Origin of the sequence: Bradyrhizobium sp. BR 1433, from assembly GCF_051547665.1 — a bacterium.
GTDB lineage: Bacteria > Pseudomonadota > Alphaproteobacteria > Rhizobiales > Xanthobacteraceae > Bradyrhizobium > Bradyrhizobium australafricanum.
Window position 1 is genome coordinate 6,679,339 of sequence record NZ_JBPUGG010000001.1, and the last position, 20,808, is coordinate 6,700,146.

Consider the following 20,808-nt stretch of genomic DNA (forward strand, 5'->3'; position numbering starts at 1 on the left):
GATCCCATGAATATTCGCGCCGCATCGAGTTTCAGATGTAATGCTTGCCAGGGGCAAAGATGCACGTTGATGGCGCGGCGCAAGGACAATGTTGCAGTCCTTCGATGCGAAGAGTGTGGTCTCGGCGTCATAGAGGCAATACCAGATGACCTCGGGTCATTTTACGATGATGCATATTACGGCGCCGAGCAAGCCGATGGCGCTGTTGGCTACGATGATTATCAGTTGATGGCCGAACACGGCTTGTCGTGGGCAGCTGCGCTGGTCTGTTGTCTCAAGGACGGCGGGAAGATTCTCGATATAGGCTGCGCCGACGGCAGTCTTCTCAAACGGCTCCCGAGCAGCTTTGACCTTTATGGCATAGAGGTCAATGAACGAATGATAGCGCAGGCGGCGCAAGCCAACATTAAGATCCTTGGTCGCGATTTGCTCGATCGCGGCATCTTGGAGAATTACGCACATCAGTTCGATTGCGTTACGGCAATCGCCGTCTTCGAACATCTTCCAGACTTTCGTCGTGGGATCGAAGCCGCACTAAGAGTGCTTAAGCCTGACGGCTTTCTGTTGTTTGAAGTGCCTTATATTTCTGAAGCGCACCAAAACCGCGTGTGGTTTGAGAGCTCCTTGGAGCATGTCTTCTACCCGTCGGGGAACTCGATGCGCCTCCTGGTAGAGAAGCTGGGATACCATCTGGTTGGTGGCGAAGTTGTTATCCGAGATTTCGCATCAAACTTTATCGGAATCGTATTTAAGGACGCCGCACGCGCTCATGATCTTAGGGACTTGTTTGCCCTCATAACCCGCAACGGCGGCCGTGTATCGGATCGGAAGCTGCGCACTGCCCGCCAAAAGCTGATGCTCATACACGCAGCACAGAGCGCGCCCGATTTGGTCGCTGGCCTGTCCGAGTTATCTCAGTCGCCTCAAGAGGCGCCCCTGTTGCATCGAATTGAACAACTTTGGGTCGGTGATCTGCGGAGATTGAGCGCGGCACTGAACGAACACGCTGCGATTACAGCAAGCTACTCGACGTTAGCGCGGGAAAGTAGGGCTCAGTCTGAGGCATCAGAAACGCAGATAGAGAAACTTTCTGATCACCTCAAAGAAGAGGCCGCAAACTACGCAGTGCTGGCCCGAGAGAGCAAGGCAAATGCCGACGCCTTGGAAGCACAAATAGAGCAGCTCTCTGAGCAGCTCAATCGAGAAGCAGCACGCTACGCGACGCTTGCGCACGAGAGCAACGCCCACTCCAGCGCCATGCAGGCACAGGTCGGACGGCTCTCCGATCAGCTCAACGAGGAAGCCACGAACTACGCGAGGTTGGTACGCGAGAGCACAGATCGCTCTAAGGCATTGGAAGCGACCATAGATCGGCTCTCCGAGCAGCTCAGGCAGGCTACCGCAGATCATGAAACGCTGGAGCGCGAAAGCCGAAATAGGGTCATGGAATGTGAAGCTCGCATAACCTCTCTTTCCGGTGAACTCGATCAAGCAGCGGCCGATTATTGCTCGCTGGAGCTAGATACAAAGCAAAAAGTACAAGAACTAGCTCTGCACATTAATTCGCTTTCGGGTCGACTGGCACGCGCTAACGAGGAAAAGGCCGAGATCGCAACGGACCGAGCACGCCTCGGGACCCACGTCAGGCTTCTGAAGGAAAGTTATGCCGAACTCAATCGAGTTGCTCAGGCTGACAAGAACTCAAAAGAGCGAGAAGTGGCAGATCTAAAAGAACGTGTCCGGGCCTTGACCGATCAAGTGTCGGCGTTGAGTACCGAAATTGACCTAATTCTTCGCAGCACGATCTGGAAGGCAACCGCGCTCATCCGGCGAGCGGGACATAGAGTGCCGCAGCTGGCTCGTCTGACGCGCCGGACGCTAAAGCTCATAAAGTGGTCGACAACTTTCGAGCTTCGGAAAAACTTGTCCTATGCGTTTGCCGCTCGACGAAAACGTCGCGAGGAGGAATTGGCCGCGAGCCAAGCGCAACTCCCGAAGCTCGTCTTCGACGACCGAACCGGCCTTGATGGATATGTAGCAGCAGATGTTGATGAGGCCAACGAATGGCCAAGCAATCGGCCGCTCGTCTCGGTAGTCGTTGTATCGTTCAACTACGGTCATTTTGTTGAGGAGGCGGTTGATTCAGTCCTTAGCCAAACCTTCAAGGACATAGAGGTGATTGTCGTCGAGGGAGGCTCGACCGATCCGGCATCGCGAGAGCGAACGCTGTCCTTGAAGCGACCGAGGACAAAAGTAGTTGTCCAGACTGAGGCACATCAGGTTGGCGCAAATCGAAATTTTGGTATTCGCCAGGCCCGCGGAAAATACGTCTGCTGTCTCGATGCCGATGATTTGCTGAAGCCAACATACATCGAAAAAGCTACGTACCTATTGGAGACCTACGGGTACGATGTGGTTTCCTGCGCAATGCAGCAATTTGGAAGCTCTGATGAACGGGTCGGTATCCTCGGCGAGCCTGTACTCTCCGATATGCTCGAGGGCAATCACGTTCTGACATGCGCAGTGTTTCGTCGAAGCTTATGGGAAAAGGCCGGCGGCTACCGCGATACTGATCGCGCAACAACTGGACATGTGTATGAGGACTGGCTGTTTTGGGCTCAACTCGCAGCAATGGGCGCTCGAATCCATAACATGTCCGGTGACCACCTCTTCCTATACCGGCGGCACGGGCCGAGCCTGAGCACCCAGTCCGACCTGCATGGCATGGCTGTTCATCGTATGCTGATCCGGCAGGCTCTCGGTGACCTCGTCACTCCCGCCTCGCTTCGTAACTCGCGCCTCGTCGCGGCAGCCGATAGGCGTTCTGACAATCCTTTGGTCCAGGCTTCAGTGCGCTCTTCCAATAGCGGAGGACCTGCGATCCTGCTCGCGCTTCCGTTTACGCTCATAGGGGGAGCGGAACGCCTGCTGAGCGGGATTGTCGCTCATCTCGCAAAGCAAGGGTGGCGAATAACGGTCGTGACCTCTATCGATCCCGGGCACGAACATGGCGACTCCACGAGCTGGTTTGAACGAGCGACCGCCGAAATCTTTCATTTGCCTCGTTTCGTCGCTCCAGATCGGTGGTCAGAGTTCGTATCCTATCTGATCGCCTCACGCGAGATAAACGCGCTCTGGATCGCTGGAAGCGCTTTTATGTACCACTTGTTGCCCGTAATTCGCGCCAAATTTCCGAAGATCAGGGTGGCGGATTTGTTGTTCAATACCAGTGGCCACACAAAGAACAACAGGAAATACGCCCACCTGATCGATATCGACTTTGTAGAGAACAGGGAGGTCTTGCAGTTTCTGTTGGACGCAGGGGAGGCCCGAGCTCGGGTGCTGCAGATCCCCAGCGGAATTGATTTGCAGGAATATCTGCCACGCCCACGCGACGCTGCCGTAGTCCATTCAGTGGGCGCGATGCCGGAAGAACTCATTGTCGGCTTTTCAGGGCGATGGTCTGACGAGAAAGATCCTCTCGCTTTCGTCGAAATCGCTCGAAGGTCATCGCACTTGCCAATTCACTTTGTGATGACGGGAGCCGGCGCGCTCCACTCCAAGATTAAGACGGCAGTGGCGGCAACAAACGTCGGCAACCGCTTTCACCTCATCGGCGAGGTCGGGGACGTTCGCCCCTGGATATCATCGTATGATGCGCTGGTCCTGCCATCGAGATTAGACGGCAGGCCGGTGGTGGTCTTAGAGGCGCTCGCGATGGGCGTTCCCGTTATTGCGTCAGCCGTTGGCGGCTTGCCCGAACTCATTCGCGACGGTGCAAACGGATTTCTTTGTCAGCCGCGCATGATTGATGAGTTTGTCGATAGGCTTGAAACGCTTGTTCGCGATCGGGAGCTGCTGAAACGGATGAAAGAGGCCGCCCGTCGCAGCGCCGAGCGGAACCTAGACGCAAGCACCATGCTCTCTCGATACGAGCAAGCATTAAGGGCGTTGATCCAAAATGGAGAGCGTCCCGAACACTGCGCGTCGATCAGGTCCAGCTGTGACGCCTTGAATGATTCGAATTAGAGAACGTCTGCATTTTGCAGGGAGCTCGATAATCCGCCGGAGCTGATGCCGGTTTGAGCGAGTACTCACGTGCGGACGGCTATTGATCGAGCGGATGGTCATACCAATCAGTGGATTTTCTAGGGGATTGGCGCGGGGTCATTTCCTTCAATCATACCGGCTACAGTTTTCGAACATGATCGAACTCACGTTGTCCAAACGATTTGGCTTCTCCCTCGGACGAGACGCTCGATTTTTATGCGCTGATGTCCTCGCTGTTCTAGCTGTTGTGATGTTGCCGTGGTCGACATCCGGCTTCACAATCCTGCTGCTGTTGTGGTTACTTTCGCTAATTCCGCTGATCTCAACAGCCGACGCTCGTCCGTTCCTCCGAGTAGTCACTCAACCTTACTGCCTATTGCCCCTCATGATGTTTGTGCTTGCGGTCGTTGGGACACTGTGGGCTGATGCTCCGTGGCAAGCAAAGCTCTTGGGCGTTAAGCCGCTCATAAAGCTGCTCGTAATACCATCGTTAGTTTACCATTTTCAGCGCTCGGAGCGCGGCAGCTGGATCTTCATCGGCTTTGTTTCATCTTGTACGTTGCTGATGGCGCTTTCATGGATTGTTCTAGTTGAGCCCGACTTGAAACTGACGGTCACTCAAAGTGCCGGAGTCCCGGTAAAGAACTACATCGACCAAAGTCAGGAGTTTGCGTTGTGCATGGTAGCGCTCGCGCCCTGGACGGTTGGCCTTTATAAAGAGTGTCGCTATTGCGCTACAGCGGCATGCGCCGCTCTGATGTTTGGCTTTATCGCCAACTTGGCATTTGTTGTGTCGGCGCGCGCAGCACTCATCTACGTTCCGGTGCTGCTCATCGCCTTCGCGGTAAGGTATCTTGACCGTCGTCAGTCAGTGCTGTTTCTTGTGGCTGTTAGCGTACTTGCAGCTACCGCCTGGTTCACCTCCGACTATCTGCGTAAGCGCGTCGCGGATATACGGACTGAATATGAATACTCCAAGAATAACGTTCCGAAATCGACTGGGATGCGCCTGGAGTACTGGCAAAAATCGCTCAAATTCTTTGCGGACGCTCCGATCTTTGGAAATGGGACCGGCTCAACGCAGACGTTGTTCGAGCGAGAGGCCGTCGGGAAGACAGGGCTCGCTGCGGAAGTAACGAGGAACCCGCACAATCAAACGCTCAACGTTGCAATTCAATGGGGCATCGTCGGTATCGTTGCGCTCTATGCGATGTGGGCCTCTCATCTGTTGCTGTTTCGCAGCGACGGATTAGCGAGCTGGATCGGACTCCTTGTAGTTATCCAGAACATCACCAGCTCGCTCTTCAACTCACACCTGTTCGACTTTCACGAGGGGTGGATGTATGTCCTGGGCGTAGGAATTGCCGGTGGTATGACCTTACGAGAAAGACAGCGGCTCCCGACTTCCTCCGCGAAGAGGCTGAACTAGGTGCTTGAATAACTTGAGTGCCTGACGATCACTGTCGCCCTGCCATGGACAATCCGCGCGAAGAAGTTTCGTGCGGGGGTCTCTATCAGAAAGAAGGAAAGTGCCGAGAACGCCAGCAGTGGTGCAAAGAACACGATCGATGGCTGATCAACAAGATTATGTGTGAAATAGATCTTCATTAGGATTTGATGCAGCATGTAGACCGAGAAGCTCATCTGACCTAGCAAAACCAACGGCGGCGCATTCAGTATTCTACCTATCAGTCCTTTCCCACCTGCAAATACGGTCACCACGATTAGAAAGGACCAGGACGGTCCGGAGATGGCGAACCAAGGCCCAAAGATTGCCGGGAGGGACACTCTGACATTCCAATAGGCGTCGAGGCACCAGAACATGGCGAATGCAAGGGCCATAAGTTCGGCGATCGTCCACGCGGTAACAGTTGCGCTGAGTGGCTGCAGATAGCGCTTCCACAGAACCCACCCCGACATGCCAAGGCAGAACTCAAAGAGCCGACCTAGTGGATTGGTATTAATAGTTTCCTGGACCGACGCCCTGAATGGATCGCTCGTCGCATCTGGAATTCCAAAGAATTGAAGTACCGCAGTCAGTAAGATTGCAAGAGCGGCTGATGCAAAAAGCTTCCAGTGCCATGAGCGCGAAATGTCGACGATGAGCCAGGGGAACGCCAAGTAGAAGAAGAACTCGGTTGAGATTGACCAAGAGACTGAGTTCCAAGCGTAGATATGCGCCATATACGGCGACAGAGATTGCATTAAGGCCACCACTAGGCCGAATTCAACCCAGCGGTTGAATAGGATATCGTTCCGATCGAAGCAGAGATAATCGTGCCTAATCAGGCGACCATCCGGGAACAACAAGGCCGCGCCGACGACTGCAACCGCAAAGATATGTACGGGCCAAAGGCGGCCGATCCGCAGTCCGATAAATCGCCAATATCCCGGCAAGGGCTTCGAACTATAAACGTGCGTCAGAATGAAGCCCGACAGCACAAAGAAAAATGACACGCCGAACACGGCGGCTTCCGGCACTTCGGAGAGCCAAGGCCAACGAAAATAGCTTTTAGCGTGGTACAGCACAATCATGACCGCTGCGAAAAAGCGCAAGCTTGTCAGCGCCCGCAGCGACTCTGCGCGCCCGTCGATCCAATTCATCTGAAATAATACCCCAACATTCCGGCGTGCGTGCATATAGCATCACAACCACCAGACGATCAACCATTGCGGGTAATTTCGAACGTCACCGCTTCGAAGCAATGGTCGATGGGGTAAGGGCTGCCTTTATCGTCTACCTTCGGATGAGACTCCGTCCCGCGATAGACTAAGTAATTGAAATCTCTTTCGCTGTGCTGGCAGAGGCTCCACCTCACCGTGACGATGCCGCGCGCATGACGTTTTGTACGAAACGATCAAATCTGAAGCCAATACGACACACTCCGTTGAGGGACGAGATCATCCGTACCTTACGTACAATCTTCGTCGGAGCATTCTTCAGCGAAGAGGTCCTACATGAACGCATTCTCCACGAAGCAACGAATGACAGATGAGCAAGGCTGATCTGGAGCGTTGTAAGCAGAGAATACTTGGCCACTTCCCAGTCGAACTCCTTGATGCTGAGCCGGGCAGCGCGCGCTCGTGAGATACGTTGAGGTTCGGCTCGGATTGCGTGCCCCTACCACAAAGCAGGGGCGACGATGTGACGCTGATGCTCCAGCGAGTGCCGATGCCACGCATACATCCGTTCAATTGAAGCAGTCGTAATCAATTCTTCCTTACGGTGAGCGGGCGGGGCTCAAACCGCATGCCAGGAGAGAAGTCAATGACTGACCGCGAGAGCGCTGCCCCCGGGGCTCCTGACTGCTCCAGAGGCGCAGCGCTCAAGCGCGCGTCCGGCACGCGGCAGATGTTTCAACGGCCGTTTACGGCACAGCCGAAGAAGCGGCCTTTTATCAGAAATGCAATTCTGGCGCGCCTTTCTCTGGAAGACCTCGCGGCAATAGGGAAATGCCTTGAACCGGTCGTTCTAGAAGAACGTCTGGTTCTGCATGAACCGAAGCGGCACGTCGAGCACGTCTATTTCATTGAAGCGGGCCTCGTCTCACTAAGGATTGTCGCGGCCGGAAGCATGCTCGAAACAGCGGTAATAGGGAATCGAGGCGTGGTCGGCGCTTCGTTTTTGTGGGGAGGACATATTTCAACACATCAATCTGTCGCTCTCTTTCCCGGAAGCGCGCACAGGATTCGTGTTGAAGATTTGGATCGGGTGATGAAGGAGCGTCCTGAAGTCCGAGAGCGTCTCTATGAGTACGTTCAAGCGCTGACATTCCAGTGCGTTCAGACAGGATTGTGTGGTGTTCGGCACGATCGTGAACAGCGGCTCGCGAGCTGGCTATGTCTTGCGAGTGACGCTGTTGACGCTCGTGTGTTGGCAGTTACCCATGACTATCTCTCGTCCGTCTTGGGATTGCGTCGAGCCGGAGTGACCGAGACCCTAATCCGCTTCGAAGAACAAGGGCTCATCAGCAAGACGCGGGGCGCCTTGCAGATCGATGAACGCAAGCTCCTCGAGCAGAAGGCGTGCTGTTGCTACAAGCTTATCTCGAGCGCTTATGACTTGCCTCAGTCAGTACTCTCAGCAAACGATCCGATGAGTTAGCAAAGGTCGCAAGCCGAGATGACACACTCGGGCAAAAAATGAGTGTTTTCGTTCGTTGCGTACCATGTTCGTTGAGGTGTAGCCAAAGCGATCGAAGTATAGACGCGCCGATCATAGCAGACTGCCACAGAATCGGAGACGACAGATGAAGAGCGTGAATTAAAATATGTCTCCCTTCGACAAGATTGCGCTCTTTATCGATGGCCCTACCCTCCACGCAACTGCCAAGACACTCGGCTTCGAGATCGACTACAAGCGCCTGCTTGGGGAATTTCAAAGTCGCGGAACACTGCAGCGGGCGTTATATTACACGCCGATGATCGAGGATCAGCAAGATTTGGCGGCCCGGCCGCTCCTCAATTGGCTCGACTATAATGGCTATGAGGTTATAACAAAACCGACCAAGGATTCCGTAGATGCCTGCGGTCGCCGCAAGGCGCAGGGGTACATTGACATTGAGCTCGTGGTCCATGCCATGGAGCTCGCCGAGCACGTTGATCAGATCGTGCTGTTCTCCGGCGACGGCGGCTTCCGTCACCTGGTCAGAGCGGTGCAGCGTCGCGGCGTCCGCGTCACCGTGGTTTCCACCATCGCGAGTCGGCCGGTGATGATCGCCGACGAACTTCGGCGGCAGGCGGATGAATTTATTGACCTAGCAGAGTTGAAGCTGAGGGTAGGTCGCGATCCGTCCGAACGGCTAAGTCCCACGCTGAGTGCTGGCAAGCATCGCGAGCCAGCCGGCTCAGAATCAATCGCAGACTAATCAATGGAAGTAATTTCGTGCAGGTTGCCGGCGATTTAACCGCGCGCCGCTTGGTGCTTATTCCGTATCTCGTCTCTGTTCTGGTACTATTTTGGTTCAGCACGACTGCGGATGAGAGTAGGACTGAAAATGATCCCGTTGCGCCACATGTCAGAACCCAATGCTCGCTGAAGGTGAAGGCTGGCGAGGCGTTAGAGGCTGAAACGTTCGTCGCGCGGGAACACTTTAAGGAAGACATCACACCGACGGCCCGCGTCAGGATCTCGTGGCTTGGCGCAATGTTTATGCGCAGGTTTGCAGTCAAGTTCGAAACTGCGGTCAATAGATGTCTGCAAATCCACATCTTGAAGAATCCCTCAAATAACAACGCGATCGTTGGAGAACTGGGCATTCCCGATGGGACCAAACTGGCGGATGTCTGGCGCTTGTTAGAGCTGCAGGCCAATGGAGAAAGCGGGGCGCTGCAGACTAATTCAGCGCCCAACATATTTTTCGTTCGTGATGCTAAGGGCGACCTTGGTGTGGTTGACGTCCTATGGGGAGGCGCGGGTTGGGAAATTGGAGCAAGTCCGATCGGAAGCCAACGGACGTGGCCTCCAGGCACTCGCGTTTTCTTTCACGGCGCGGATTAACGAATGGAGCACTTGATTGGAATTGGTGCCGGCGTGGCGAGCTCGACTTTATGTCGAGCGGTGGTGCATCCCGTAGACTCATCGATCTCGGTTTGCCGCAAAACTGGAAACGTCATTAATACAAGCCACGTTGGCTTTGCCATGCGACATGCGTATTGGTGCCGACCTATGGCGCGATTAGCGATCACAAGAGTTTCGCGGTGCCCCCATGAACCTTCCGGTTCATTTCTTTTCGAGCATCGTTAGCGCCCGGCGAAGATCGGGCACGAACGGCGGCCTTTTGCGGACTGTGGAGCCGCGGCGTTCCGAGTTAGGCTGCTCTCTCGTAGGAAAACAGGACCTCCGAAATAGTGGGTTTCGCGATGTAGCGGACCCCCGCTACCATGCGGCATTCGTCATACCGTCGCGGTCCACCGCCTTATCCTCCAGCCTCCAAAGGGATGGTGCTTTCCACGCGGTCCGCCAGCTCGGGGGCCGGCGCGCTCTGCGGCCAAGGCACGAGTAACGAGTGAAAGACTGCCTGGCGTTCAGCTGTCGGGTCGGGGCGCTGCATCCTCACGCTCGACTCTCGCCGTTTTGATGGCGGTCGTCATTCTAAGACCTTCGTACGAGTGCGGTGCCTTGGCGACCATTGAGCGAATTAGTGGCGCCAAGCTTCCCGGCCGTCAGCGTCGTACCAAGATACGGCCCAGCAATGCCGTGCTGTACTCGCCGGTGGCCCTCGCCAGATTTCTTGCGCTCGAACTCGGCTGCCCCGCCGGAAAGTTGAAGGGCAGGCTGAGCGTCCAAGGCGCGATGAACCGGAATCCCAGGAGTCGTCCTTTTGCGGCGGCTTTGAGATCGGTGCGAGTTCGATCTCCTCTGCCTTATGGGCGAAAGGCGAGGATAGCGCGACCTTGCCCTTGATGGGTTGAACGACCGCACCGCCAAGACCGTATTTCAGCATCGAGTAGATGAAATTGCCATCCGGCTGGACGCCGACCAGAGGCTGATCCAGTTTGTCGCGGAGTTGCTTGATGACGAGATAGCTGTCGATGCCACCGGGCACGCCGTCGCGCTCGAACCAGGTTCTTATGGTGCCGGATGAGCTTCGCATGGAGAAGGAGTCATTATCATCCTGGATTCGTGCGACCTGTTTGTTGAAGCCGTAAAAATTCTGGCCGATCAACGTGGCTGCCAGCGAGCTCACGAACAATTGCGGCATGTAGCTGAACAGGACGTTCTGCAATGAAGGTGCGTTCTTATGGATAACGTCGGGAATCAGCTGGGCGATTTCCAAGTAGTGCGCGCCGCCGAAGGGTAGTGGTCCTGGACGCACGTTGCGTTGCCGGGCAAAGATCAGGACGACATGATGCGGTGGCTCGGGAATAATCTCCGGTGTCTTTTCCGTCTTGCCCTCTGCATCGGACGACGCGCCGTGATGCGCTGTCTTGATCGTGCTGTGGGGCGCTGGAGGTTCGAGGAGTGTCAGCCCATCGGGTAGCATCTTCTCGAGTTCGCAGCGCGGCCGTTGTTGGACGACGCAAAACGCCTCGATTTCGCCGGTACCGGCGACGGCGTTAGTGGCAACCTTGCGCAACAGGTCCAATGCCGGCAACAAGGCGGTTGGCAGCGAAACGTCGTCGAAGTCGTTGGCGTTTGGCATGGCAATATCTACTCCTGCAATTGCGGCTGCCGCGGCGCGGCCCGCCATGACCGATGCTTCAATACAACCCGCATTAATACCGGTACGAACCCAGTCGCCGGCGAGAAAGAGATTGTCGACCCCCGACTTGCCGGCCTCCATGCGTTTGAACACGCTGCCGGGAACCGATAGCACATATCGGTCCGAGGGATTGATGTTCACCCTCGGATATTGCGCGAAGAACCGCCTTCGAGTCGGGGGAGAATAAGCACGATAGTCGAAGAATTGCTCCCACCGAATGGCATGGCCGGGGCCTTCAATTCCGGGCCATAGGAAGTGAAGATTGCTCTCGACCCAGTGCAGCATCCTTCGCCTTTGCCGCGCGAGCATCCTGGCCGGATAACTGTGTTTGCAGAACGGGGGCGGCGGATTCAGGGGATCGTCGACCAGGGAGCCAACGAAATATGCCAACCCCTTGGGAGGCGGGTGAGGCCATTTTTCCAGTGGCAACATCAGGCTGAGGTCGGCCCAGGTATCGAGCGGCAATACGAATCCCGAAAGAGCCGTTCGATCCTGCTTGCAACCGAGCTCTCGCATGCCGACGTTTGTCCATGCCTGAAAGGCTACCGTCGCCGTCGTCTTGATGGCATCGACCATCTCTCGCCAGCCGGGCGTGTGGCAGATCAGGTCGCTGCATATCGTGCAAAATGCGCCGATGCCGATACCGAGCACGACATCGTCGAAATCCCTCCCTCGCAGCAGCTTTCGGGGAGGGGCGACGCGGGCCACTTCGTCCACGCCGATTCCAGGTCTATTCTTTGGTCCCGCAGAGCCTGTCCTTGGACCAGCTGAGAGTAGTCTGGATGGGAAGGCCAGCTCGGGATTGTGCCATCTGCGCCGATCCAGATCAGCGGATCGTAAGAATTGCCGGAGTGGGTGGTCGCCTGCACGGTGGTGTCGATGAATTCGATCGAAGCTTTGTCTTGAGACAGTCCGATGTGCTCGACCTTGGTAAAGAATTCGAACTTGACGTGGCGTTTCGTGAGCACCTGGTAGAGCGGAGCGAACAGCAGCTCGCCCATGGTCGCCTTGAGAAGGTAGAAGAACGACCCGCGATATGTGAAGAGCAGTTTCAACAGGATGCGGGTGCCGGTGCCTGCCGCCACATTCCTGCAGGGAATGACATTCCCGTATTTATCCGTGTGGCGGCTACCGAAGAACCCGAACACATAATCATAGCAGCCACGGATAATGGCGGAATCCAGCGTCGAATCCGAGCAACCGTTCGACCTCATCCAATCGGTCCACTCCTGATGGTCGATGCAGTCGAAGCCCTGCCACAGCACGCCGTCGCTCAACATGCCGATCGCGATCGTCAGAGCGACCTCCGCCACGATCTCGCGCGGGTCGCGAGACATCGCAGCTGACGCCGGCTTGTCGCAGAGCCTGAGTCCGCGCATGCCTTAGTATCGTCTGTAGTTCGGCGGCGTCACTCGGGCTGACCGCCCTGGGATCCTGGGGCAGGATATCGATCTTCGCCCGCGCCGTTCTGAACGGACCGTCGGTTGTTCCGGCCGCCACGGCGGAGTGCTGGGTCCCCGCCGGCCATTGGTCGGTGAAACCAGCGATCGACTGGCTCTGCTGCACCGAGCATTCGAGCAGTGAGCGCAGAAAATCGACGAGCGAGACTGCTGGACGGGGCGTGCCCGGAATTCCTTCATGGGGTGGAATGTCGATAGTCCATGAAGTCCAACCGGAATTGAACGGCTCCATGAGCACGGATCGATCGAGGCCCTCGAAGGCGTTCTCGCGTGATCCGAACGGCGGGCTGAGATCGAGATCGTTCATCGCGGCATAAAGCCGGTCGACCAGTTCGAATGCGTTATCGTAGAAACCGGTCCAGACATGAAGTCCGTGTTCTTCGGCGCGATATCCTTTTTCCTTGTCGCGGCCGACCGCTCCCTTGCCGCCAAGCCGCCAGCCGATCGTGTAGACGGTGATGTCGAACAGCTGATGCTGCGGATCCTGTTCCGTCAGCTCGAACGCCGCGCTGAGCGCCGCGACACCGCCTCCCAGGATTGCAATCTTTCTGAGCGCCATGCGGCCGATCCTCATTCAGCGGGAGCGGGCGCGCAGCTGCGCATAACATCACAGAGAGACACAAATTGTCGGGTAGCGTGAAGGAAACGCTCGCCGGGAATTTCGAGCTCTGCGCCGGTGATCGCGCGCGCCGCCTGCATTCCCGAGATCACGGCTGTTTCAACGCATTCGGTGTTGAAGCCGGTGTCGATCCAGGTTCCGGCGAGGTACAGGTGCTTGAAGCCGGACTCGTCGGTCTTCAGGCGCCAGGCGCTGGTGCCGGCCGCGGTCGCGACACAGCAGTCCCAGGGACTGATATTGGCTTTGACGTGCTGAGCCCTGATCCGGCGATAGCCGTGGCGATCCTGATCGTCGTAAAGCACGGTCCAGTCAAACGCACCGTTCGTCATCACCTTCGGCCAGATGAATTTAGCCTTGTGCTCGAGCCAATCCAGCGTCTTGAGATAGGCGAGCAGATTTGCCATCTCCTGGGCATGCCGGCTTGTCTGCGGCGCTGCGTACAATTTCGAAGGGAAGACGTCACAGAGGTAGTGAAGCGAGTAGGGAGGAGGGGCGCGGCGCTCATACCGCAGGAGCTGGAACATGTCCGCCCAGATGTCGAGAGGATTGGGGCCTGACACCAGCGCGGGCTTTTGTCCGGGCCAGCCGAGGTCGGCAAGCGAGCGCGTGCTCCAGAGCTGAACTGCGATGCTGGGCACCAGGCGAAGCTTTGCCGCCATATTCCAGAAGCCGGTGCTGTAGTTGTAAAGGTCGTCGAACGGCTCGTGCTTTGCTTCAATGCCAGATAGGCCGGGTCCGGGCGGTCGCTCGACACTCTTGTTGCCCGTGAACTTCTTGAAAGCGCCGAGCGGTATCGCCAGGACGACATCGTCGAAATCGTCGACGCGTGTCTTTACGTCGGTGCCGACCCGCTCGTTGCACCAGAACGATTCAAAATCAACGCAGCCGTTCGGGGGCACGTCGAGGTGAAGCCAGTCGGGTTGGCTGCTCCAGCCGGACAGTCCATCGCCAATCGGCACGGTCCATTCATAGCCGGACTTCGGTATCGCCTGCACGTCAAAGTGCAGTGAATCGACAGATCGCCCATCCGACGAGACCCTGATATCGGTCAGTTTGTGAAAGAACCGAAACTCGACGTCTCGCTGCTTGAGTATCTCGAACAGGGGAGCGACAATCACTTCGCCCGCACCGGCCTGCAGCTCCCACGCCACGGCTCCCTGATAGGTTCCGAGTGCTCGAAGCAGGACCTGGACCGCGGTTCCTGCGCCGTAGCTCGCGTTGGCGATGTCTCCGTCCGGATACTGAAACATCGTGTCGTAGAGCGCTCTCACCATTGGCGACTGCTTGACCAGTAAGGGCTCGGCGCCATGACGAACCAACCAGCGGCGAAAGTCCTCGCCGTCCATCTGCTGGATGGATCGTTGCTCAATCACGATGTCGTCGAAAATGCCGTCCACCAGCGGCCACGCTAGTCGCAAGGCCTGGTCGAACAAGTGACCGGCTGGCGGTATTCGCAAAGGTCATATGACAACTGGCGCCAGCAGCGCCCTGAAGCACCCGGCGGACTAATTCCATGTCCGCGGGGCCAAACGAGATCATGTCTTCGTCGAGATGCAACAGCCATGCCGAGGCAATCTCCAGACAGGTCCTTGCCGTCACCACACCAAGCAGTCTTGAGGGGGGAAACCGCGGGTCGTCGCGCATTTTTATCGTTTCGATCGAAACTTCGTCGAGCTTGACGATCGGCGAGTCTGACCCGAGCGCATAGTCGTGGAAGTCGATCAACAGCCCTATCGCGTGCGACAGACAATTGGCGATGCTGAGGTCAGCCGGTTCTCTGCCGGGTATACCGACTTTCTTCGATGTCGGGAAGTTGACGTCATACACGGTCGGCTTAACCCCATCGGGATCGCCGATCGGCGTGTAACCCTGTGGGAGAATCAAAGTGTTCAAATCGACTTTCGCTCCCTTCCGCGGCAAGTCTCGGTAAACTTCGGCCAACATCTGGAAAGCGTTCAGGTAGTGGCCGAACCAGATATGCAGGCCATGCTCGATGTTGCGGCCCTGCGCATCGCGCCCGCTGGCGCACTTGCCTCCGAGCCGCCATCCCAGCTGATAGACCGTGACGTGATATTGCTTGCGCAATTCCGATGTAAGGCTGAGCTGATAGGCGGCGGAAAGTCCCGCCATTCCGCCGCCCACGATGATGATGCGGCGCTGGCTCAAGCCTGTCTCCATTGCGACGACGGCGATGGATGGACACGTTTCAGTTCGGCGAGCTCCTTGGCGGCGCCGAGGCGTTCAAAGATGTCGGCCGCCTGCCGCAGGCGAGACTCACGCTCAGGATCGCTCGCGCTGGTCGCAAGGCCGATTCGATAGATCGCCTGCGCCTGCTCGCGGGGGGTTTGCAGCAGCTCGGCCACTTCGGCGGCGCGCTTCCAATTCTCGAGCGCCCGCGCCGGTTGACCGGTCAGGAAGCACAATCGGCCGTTCATTAACAGACTGTAGAGACGGCAGATCGGCGATGTTCGAGCGAGCCGGGAAAGCTCCCGGCACGCCAGCTTCGCCTGGCCTTCGAATGTTCGAAGAGACCGCGCCGGAAGCTTGCTCCCAATGGCTCAGTAAGACATCGGCGATCTGCCGGCCCGAAGGCATATCCGCCCCACACAACGCCGCATTCGCGCAGGATCGGAAGTCCCCGTTCCGCAAGCTCAAGGGCGACCGCGGCCTCGCCGCGCTCGAGATAGCCGGCCGCGGCCACGCCCGTGCAAAGCAATTGTTCGGTGCGGATCAACCGCTGGCCCGCCAGCGCTTTCAGTTTGTCGAGGCATCCGGCATCGGCCCCGCCCCGGGTGATGTCGATCAACGCCCGTAAGGAAAGACTCCAAGCGCGGATCTGCGGCGGGGAATTGTCGGAGAGTTCCGCGAACAGCCTGGCAAGCCGCTCGTCGGCGAGCGAAATATATCCCCGCAACAGCGCGATGAAGATCAACATCGTCTCGCTGTTCTGCGCACGCTTTCGGTCTCCCAGGCGCTCGTAACAACGTCTTGCATGTTCGCCATGCGCCTCGGCATTATCCCATTCGGCGAGGCCATAAGAGAGAACGCCGAGCACGAGTTGGACCCGCGCGATCTCGGGCAGCGAGCCGTAACCTTCCGCAAGTTGGATCGCGCGCGCCGCGTAGCTGCGGCCGATCCCCACCATGCCGGACATCCCCATTCCGAGCGCCAGCGCGCTGTATCCTCGAATCGTTCCGGGATCGCGCCGCATTTTTCGGCCAGGTTCAACGAGGCCAGCGTTCCGTTGAGCACGGCCAGCGAGTTATTCTGGTAGAAATACTGCTCCGACAGAAATTCGTGCATATGAGCGACGCGCTGCATGTCGGACCTGTCCTGCTCAGCCAGGGCCACTTGTTTCGACGAAGTGTACCGTAACCTCAACTGGGTTGCGGCGTTGCGAACAAGCGCGCTGATTCGTTCGGTCTTGCTCGCCGGAAGACGATGACCAAGCAACTCCATCGCGCGGTGGTAGTGGTTGGCGGAGCTCTCGTAGTCCGACAATTCGTGACAAGCGTCACCGAGGATGACCTCCCAAGCCGCCTTGCGGCTGCGTCCGATCTGGATTGCTTCGCGCTGCGTGAGATCGAATAGCTTCTCCACGTAACGGATCGCTTCGCGATTTGCCGAGTTGTTGCGCGACTGTTGCGCCGCAAGCTCGAGGTAAGCGATCGCCCGCAGCGGCTCGCCGCCAGCTTGAGATGCCTTGCCAGGCGCGCATAATTCGGTTGCAGCTCCTCGGCGTGATGCTGCTCGATGAAACTGGCAATCCGCCGATGGAGGGTTTTTCGCTGCGCAAAAGACAAGACATGATAGGCAACCTCCATCGTTATGGAGTGCCTGAACACAAAGGAAAGTGGCCGCGTCTCGCGATCGAGTTGCAGGAAGTTGAAGTCGATCAATCGGCGGATGCATTCCGCCTTGGTGGCAGCGGACAACTCCGGGACGATTTGATCCAGCAACTCGGAGGAGAAGGCGTCGCCGACCGCACTGGCGGCCTTGAGCACCAGCTGGTCGTCGAGCGATAGCAGGTCGATCCGGCTGACGATTGCGCGTTCAACGCTGGTCGAGAGCGAGATACTGGAATCGGCGAGGCTCTGTTCATCGAACGAACATATCCCCCGCGTAACCTGAATCTTTCCGGTGTCCCTGAGCGCGAGCGCGAGTTCCTCGCTGAAGAACGGATTTCCACTGGCATGACCGTAGACATATCGCACCAGTTCCGGCGGAACCTCGGACGATCTCAGGCGCCGCTTCACCAGCAGCCGCACGTCGTCGCGCGACAGCCGGTCGAGCCGCAGCTGCAGCGATGAGGCGAGTTCGACGGCAAGACGCTGCTCTGCGATCGCTGTCGTCCGGGTCCGCTCAGTAACCACGATCAGGAAGTCCGAAAGCCGGCGCGCGACGGCGCCTAGCAGTTCGATCGAGGGGCCGTCGAACCAGTGGACGTCCTCCATCAGGAGGATGCGAACGCTCGATCGGCGAAGGATGAAGATCACGAGTTCTTCGATCGCGCTCGCGCGAGCCGAGCCGACGATCTGTTCGGTGAAGGCGAATTCGGAAAATCCCAGTGGAATGACTTCTTCGAGCAGCGGAAGCCAATTCAGCAGCGACTCGTTTTCGAGCAGCGCTTCCGACAATTCGCGTCGAACCCGCGGTCCGTCGCCCGGTCCTTCAAACTGCAAGATCTGCCGCAATACGGCGCGCCACACGAAATAGGGCGTCGATCTTTCGATCGCCGTGGCATTTGCAACCAGGACGGCGTGATTGTCGGCCTGCGCCGATCCGATGAAGTCTTCGAGTAGGCGCGATTTTCCGATGCCGGCTTCGCCTGCAATGAGGACGAGCTTACCGGTTCCTGTCTTCAGACCGTCGAGACAGCTCCTGAGCATCGCGGTTTCGCTGACGCGGTCGATGATGGTGCGCCGGGGTGGAGCATGGAAATCGTCGGTCACTGCCGCCGGACTGAACGCCAACATCGATGCGCCCGTCCCCTTGACCTGGAGATGTGGCAGCAGATCGAACACGATCCTGCGCCGACGGCCTGGGCCGTCGTGGCGTCGCAGACGATGTCGCCCTGTGCGGCCTCGGCGAAATGCGCGGCCACATTGATGGCCTGCCCAAAAATCCCGAATGTCCTTTGATGGAGGCCGCCATAATTGCTGCAGAACAGGCGGCCGGTCGCCAGGCCGACAGAAATCGGAATGGCCTTCGCTTCCAGCTGGCGACGGAGGCGCAGACACGCCTCGACTGCCCTGAAGGGATCGTCTTCGTGGGCAAGCGGAGCCAATCCGAAGACGAGCGTGAGAGTCAGGCCCTTGTCGTCCATCAGGACCTGATGAACGGTTCCCTCGAGCCGTTCGGCGATTTGCTGGACGTCAACGACGAAGGCCTGCAGTCTCGTCAAGAAATCATCATCGAAATTGAAATCGGGGAGGCCGACCCGCGCCACTGTGAGCGTGCGAAACTCGCCGACCCAGTCGCTGGCATCGGCCTTGCCCGTGTGGCTTCCGAAGATGGTGCGGTCTATCGGTGCGACGGCATCAGGCGAGTTCATTCCGAAGGAGCCGTGCTCCATAGGGCATGGGCTCGAGTTCGCACGAGCCCGTCAACAGCCGCGCGGCGTTTGCACACAACGCGATGTCGCCGATCGCGGCTTTCTGATAGGCGAGGCCGATGCTGTAAAAGGGTTCTCCGGCTGCAACATAGCGCCATTTGTCCTGCCAGCCGCCGAGCCTGCAGAAGAACACTTCGCCGGTTTCCACCGCCGTACGCGCACTGATCGCTTCTCGGCCCGGCCCGGCGGTCATGGCCTGTCGCAGCGCAAGGCCGCAGCGCACGGCCTGCGCGGTAGCGACGGCAGCGTCCGGATCGACCCGAAATCGCGAGAATGGCGTCACCGGCGAAAGCGACGATGTCGCCTCCCTCTGAATCAATCACGTCGGCCAGTATCGCAAAGCAATCGTTGATGAAGTAGGTAAGGCTTTCAGCGCCGTCGCCGGCAGCGCGGTCGGTCTTCGCTGTGAAGCCGGCAATGTCGATAAGCAGCACTGCCGCGGTCCGGGCGTCCGCACGAGGGTTGTTTGACCACTCCTGAGACCGGAGGCGTGCATTCACCCATTTTGGCGTGTGGGCGGCTTGCTCCTCGCGACAGCTCCGGCAGGCATTGCACGACCTCGGCTCAATGGAGCCGGAATGGAACCCTGTCTTGGAGAGAAAATCAACAAACCTGCGGTTCTCGGACCGCCGGAGACCGTCAGCGGTCTTGTCCAATGTCTGAAAATGCCTTTTATCACTTCGGCCGCATCCGGGCTGTGGGGTGGTTCACAATGATCGTCAAACTTCGGGTCCGTTCGTGATCCGGAAAGAACGCGACCACAGGCGATGACCTTGTCACTCACACGCATGTCGACGTGCACATGACGGGCCGGCCGACCCGTGCGCATGACGCGGCGCGAACGCGCGCCAAAAGACCGTCACTGGCTCTCTTGGCTTTCGACGCCTTGCTTTCGTTCCAGTCTTCATGAGGCGGCGCCTTCTGAACAAGCTCGACTTCCAAATTGAGGCTCAACCTATTGAAAACACTGGGCCGGGAAATGACGGGCGATCCGGGCAGGAGGGATATCCCAAGCAAATTCAATGGCATGGACTGGGTAATCCCGCCAATGCCGCCATTGCCTAGCGTTTTCGTTGCGGTGGCTACCGTGTTCGTCGCTGAAAGGGGGTATCAGCGCGAACAAAACGAACTAGCCGTTCTGCCCGTCGCGGGGTGCTGCCCGACTGCAGGGATTGGGTGGTTTTCAAGTGCTGTGGGTTGACCAGAATCGGCTTACTGGTCGGGACGGCTAGCCAGTCTCCGTGGGCCGTTCGAACGTCTCGATACTTACCGAAATTTGCGGAAATCGCCCTTGCGACGGGCGACCCGGGAAGGTCACCGACGCTCCCCGACCTCTCCCGACTGGCGGGTCGCAGGCGATACATTCTCGAACCGGTGCGCTTGCCAGCCTATGCTCGAGCCGAGCTGTCCTGCCGCCATCACCGCAGCCCGGGCCAAGATCCTTACGTAGATGGGGTAGGCTAGCGGAAGCTGGGCCAAATCGTCGACCCGCATCCCGGCGGCGATCGCGATTGCCGCCACCTCGGCGACGTCCACCGCCCGCTCTCCGATCACGTGACAGCCGATCACCTTGCAGGTCTTGCGATCGGCAAACATCTTGCAGAAGCCGAGCGTACGGCCGTCGATGATTGTCCGCGTCGTGCAGAAGCTCGAGGCACAGAAGACCGATCGCAAGGATCGCTCTGGGATCAAGGACCCGAAACAATCCGTCGACGCGCTGTTCCATTCCCAGAAGCAAACGCGAACCTGATGGACTAACCGGTCAACCGACCATGCCGAGAACGCAGCTTCGGCCGTCACTCGCAACGTCGACGATCGAGCGTATGCGTTGTGGAATTCAACCTGAGGTTAGTTAGCCCT

At 57.8% G+C, this 20,808-nt stretch carries 17 protein-coding genes; 5 read left to right on the forward strand and 12 right to left on the reverse strand.

Annotation, left to right across the window (positions count from 1 at the left end; genetic code table 11):
- Nucleotides 1-69 precede the first annotated feature (69 nt).
- Nucleotides 70-4,029, forward strand: a complete 3,960-nt coding sequence (locus tag ACSKB9_RS32165; RefSeq protein ID WP_438078157.1) for a glycosyltransferase — start codon at nucleotides 70-72, stop codon at nucleotides 4,027-4,029.
- A 175-nt stretch (nucleotides 4,030-4,204) separates the two neighbouring features.
- Nucleotides 4,205-5,479: an O-antigen ligase family protein gene (locus tag ACSKB9_RS32170; RefSeq protein ID WP_438078159.1), complete on the forward strand. Its 1,275-nt coding sequence runs from the start codon at nucleotides 4,205-4,207 to the stop codon at nucleotides 5,477-5,479.
- Here the strand turns inward: ACSKB9_RS32170 and ACSKB9_RS32175 are convergent.
- On the reverse strand, nucleotides 5,476-6,654 hold the full coding sequence (locus ACSKB9_RS32175) for an acyltransferase family protein (RefSeq protein ID WP_438078161.1): 1,179 nt from the start codon (nucleotides 6,652-6,654) through the stop codon (nucleotides 5,476-5,478). The genes ACSKB9_RS32170 and ACSKB9_RS32175 overlap by 4 nt on opposite strands.
- A gap of 664 nt (nucleotides 6,655-7,318) precedes the next feature.
- On the opposite strand from ACSKB9_RS32175, the gene ACSKB9_RS32180 reads away from it, so the two are divergent.
- The 3 genes from ACSKB9_RS32180 to ACSKB9_RS32190 all read left to right on the forward strand — a co-directional run bounded on the left by ACSKB9_RS32180 (nucleotide 7,319) and on the right by ACSKB9_RS32190 (nucleotide 9,550).
- Nucleotides 7,319-8,155, forward strand: a complete 837-nt coding sequence (locus tag ACSKB9_RS32180) for a Crp/Fnr family transcriptional regulator (protein ID WP_438078162.1) — start codon at nucleotides 7,319-7,321, stop codon at nucleotides 8,153-8,155.
- Between the two features lie 166 nt (nucleotides 8,156-8,321).
- On the forward strand, nucleotides 8,322-8,918 hold the full coding sequence (locus tag ACSKB9_RS32185) for a LabA-like NYN domain-containing protein (RefSeq protein ID WP_438078164.1): 597 nt from the start codon (nucleotides 8,322-8,324) through the stop codon (nucleotides 8,916-8,918).
- A gap of 17 nt (nucleotides 8,919-8,935) precedes the next feature.
- Nucleotides 8,936-9,550: a hypothetical protein gene (locus tag ACSKB9_RS32190; RefSeq protein ID WP_438078166.1), complete on the forward strand. Its 615-nt coding sequence runs from the start codon at nucleotides 8,936-8,938 to the stop codon at nucleotides 9,548-9,550.
- A gap of 640 nt (nucleotides 9,551-10,190) precedes the next feature.
- Here the strand turns inward: ACSKB9_RS32190 and ACSKB9_RS32195 are convergent.
- The 11 genes from ACSKB9_RS32195 to ACSKB9_RS32245 form a co-directional block, all read right to left on the reverse strand.
- A complete protein-coding gene (locus ACSKB9_RS32195; protein WP_438078168.1) occupies nucleotides 10,191-11,972 on the reverse strand; it encodes a hypothetical protein in 1,782 nt (593 codons plus the stop codon).
- Nucleotides 11,858-12,469, reverse strand: coding sequence for a hypothetical protein (locus ACSKB9_RS32200; RefSeq protein ID WP_438078170.1), 612 nt, complete (start codon nucleotides 12,467-12,469; stop codon nucleotides 11,858-11,860). Before ACSKB9_RS32200 ends, ACSKB9_RS32195 begins: the two co-directional genes overlap by 115 nt.
- A complete protein-coding gene (locus ACSKB9_RS32205) occupies nucleotides 12,408-13,274 on the reverse strand; it encodes an NAD(P)-binding protein (protein ID WP_438078172.1) in 867 nt (288 codons plus the stop codon). The genes ACSKB9_RS32200 and ACSKB9_RS32205 overlap by 62 nt, the downstream gene beginning before the upstream one ends.
- An 11-nt stretch (nucleotides 13,275-13,285) precedes the next feature.
- The gene (locus ACSKB9_RS32210; RefSeq protein ID WP_438078174.1) at nucleotides 13,286-14,731 is read right to left on the reverse strand and encodes a hypothetical protein; all 1,446 of its coding nucleotides are present in this window, start codon (nucleotides 14,729-14,731) and stop codon (nucleotides 13,286-13,288) included.
- Nucleotides 14,700-15,500: an NAD(P)-binding protein gene (locus ACSKB9_RS32215; RefSeq protein WP_438078176.1), complete on the reverse strand. Its 801-nt coding sequence runs from the start codon at nucleotides 15,498-15,500 to the stop codon at nucleotides 14,700-14,702. Before ACSKB9_RS32215 ends, ACSKB9_RS32210 begins: the two co-directional genes overlap by 32 nt.
- Nucleotides 15,497-15,757 (reverse strand): hypothetical protein, encoded by a 261-nt coding sequence (locus ACSKB9_RS32220; RefSeq protein WP_438078177.1) that lies wholly within the window; start codon nucleotides 15,755-15,757, stop codon nucleotides 15,497-15,499. The genes ACSKB9_RS32215 and ACSKB9_RS32220 overlap by 4 nt, the downstream gene beginning before the upstream one ends.
- An 11-nt stretch (nucleotides 15,758-15,768) precedes the next feature.
- Nucleotides 15,769-16,545, reverse strand: a complete 777-nt coding sequence (locus ACSKB9_RS32225; protein WP_438078179.1) for a hypothetical protein — start codon at nucleotides 16,543-16,545, stop codon at nucleotides 15,769-15,771.
- Nucleotides 16,546-16,711: 166 nt separating this feature from the next.
- A complete protein-coding gene (locus ACSKB9_RS32230; protein ID WP_438078181.1) occupies nucleotides 16,712-18,358 on the reverse strand; it encodes an ATP-binding protein in 1,647 nt (548 codons plus the stop codon).
- Nucleotides 18,283-18,888 carry an adenylate/guanylate cyclase domain-containing protein gene (locus tag ACSKB9_RS32235; RefSeq protein ID WP_438078183.1) on the reverse strand — a complete coding sequence of 202 codons (606 nt, stop codon included), beginning with the start codon at nucleotides 18,886-18,888 and terminating at the stop codon, nucleotides 18,283-18,285. Before ACSKB9_RS32235 ends, ACSKB9_RS32230 begins: the two co-directional genes overlap by 76 nt.
- Nucleotides 18,875-19,267, reverse strand: a complete 393-nt coding sequence (locus ACSKB9_RS32240; protein ID WP_438078185.1) for a hypothetical protein — start codon at nucleotides 19,265-19,267, stop codon at nucleotides 18,875-18,877. The genes ACSKB9_RS32235 and ACSKB9_RS32240 overlap by 14 nt, the downstream gene beginning before the upstream one ends.
- Before the next feature lie 995 nt (nucleotides 19,268-20,262).
- Entirely contained in the window at nucleotides 20,263-20,748 is a 486-nt protein-coding gene (locus ACSKB9_RS32245; protein WP_438078186.1) for a hypothetical protein, read from the reverse strand.
- Between the last annotated feature and the right edge of the window lie 60 nt (nucleotides 20,749-20,808).

Coding starts and splice junctions, on each gene's coding strand:
- ACSKB9_RS32170 (WP_438078159.1), top strand. CDS start 4,205: ATGATCGAACTCACGTTGTCCAAACGATTTGGCTTCTCCCTCGGACGA.
- ACSKB9_RS32235 (WP_438078183.1), bottom strand. CDS start 18,888: ATGAACTCGCCTGATGCCGTCGCACCGATAGACCGCACCATCTTCGGA.
- ACSKB9_RS32225 (WP_438078179.1), bottom strand. CDS start 16,545: ATGCGGCGCGATCCCGGAACGATTCGAGGATACAGCGCGCTGGCGCTC.
- ACSKB9_RS32200 (WP_438078170.1), bottom strand. CDS start 12,469: ATGAGGTCGAACGGTTGCTCGGATTCGACGCTGGATTCCGCCATTATC.
- ACSKB9_RS32205 (WP_438078172.1), bottom strand. CDS start 13,274: ATGGCGCTCAGAAAGATTGCAATCCTGGGAGGCGGTGTCGCGGCGCTC.
- ACSKB9_RS32165 (WP_438078157.1), top strand. CDS start 70: ATGGCGCGGCGCAAGGACAATGTTGCAGTCCTTCGATGCGAAGAGTGT.
- ACSKB9_RS32185 (WP_438078164.1), top strand. CDS start 8,322: ATGTCTCCCTTCGACAAGATTGCGCTCTTTATCGATGGCCCTACCCTC.
- ACSKB9_RS32175 (WP_438078161.1), bottom strand. CDS start 6,654: ATGAATTGGATCGACGGGCGCGCAGAGTCGCTGCGGGCGCTGACAAGC.
- ACSKB9_RS32180 (WP_438078162.1), top strand. CDS start 7,319: ATGACTGACCGCGAGAGCGCTGCCCCCGGGGCTCCTGACTGCTCCAGA.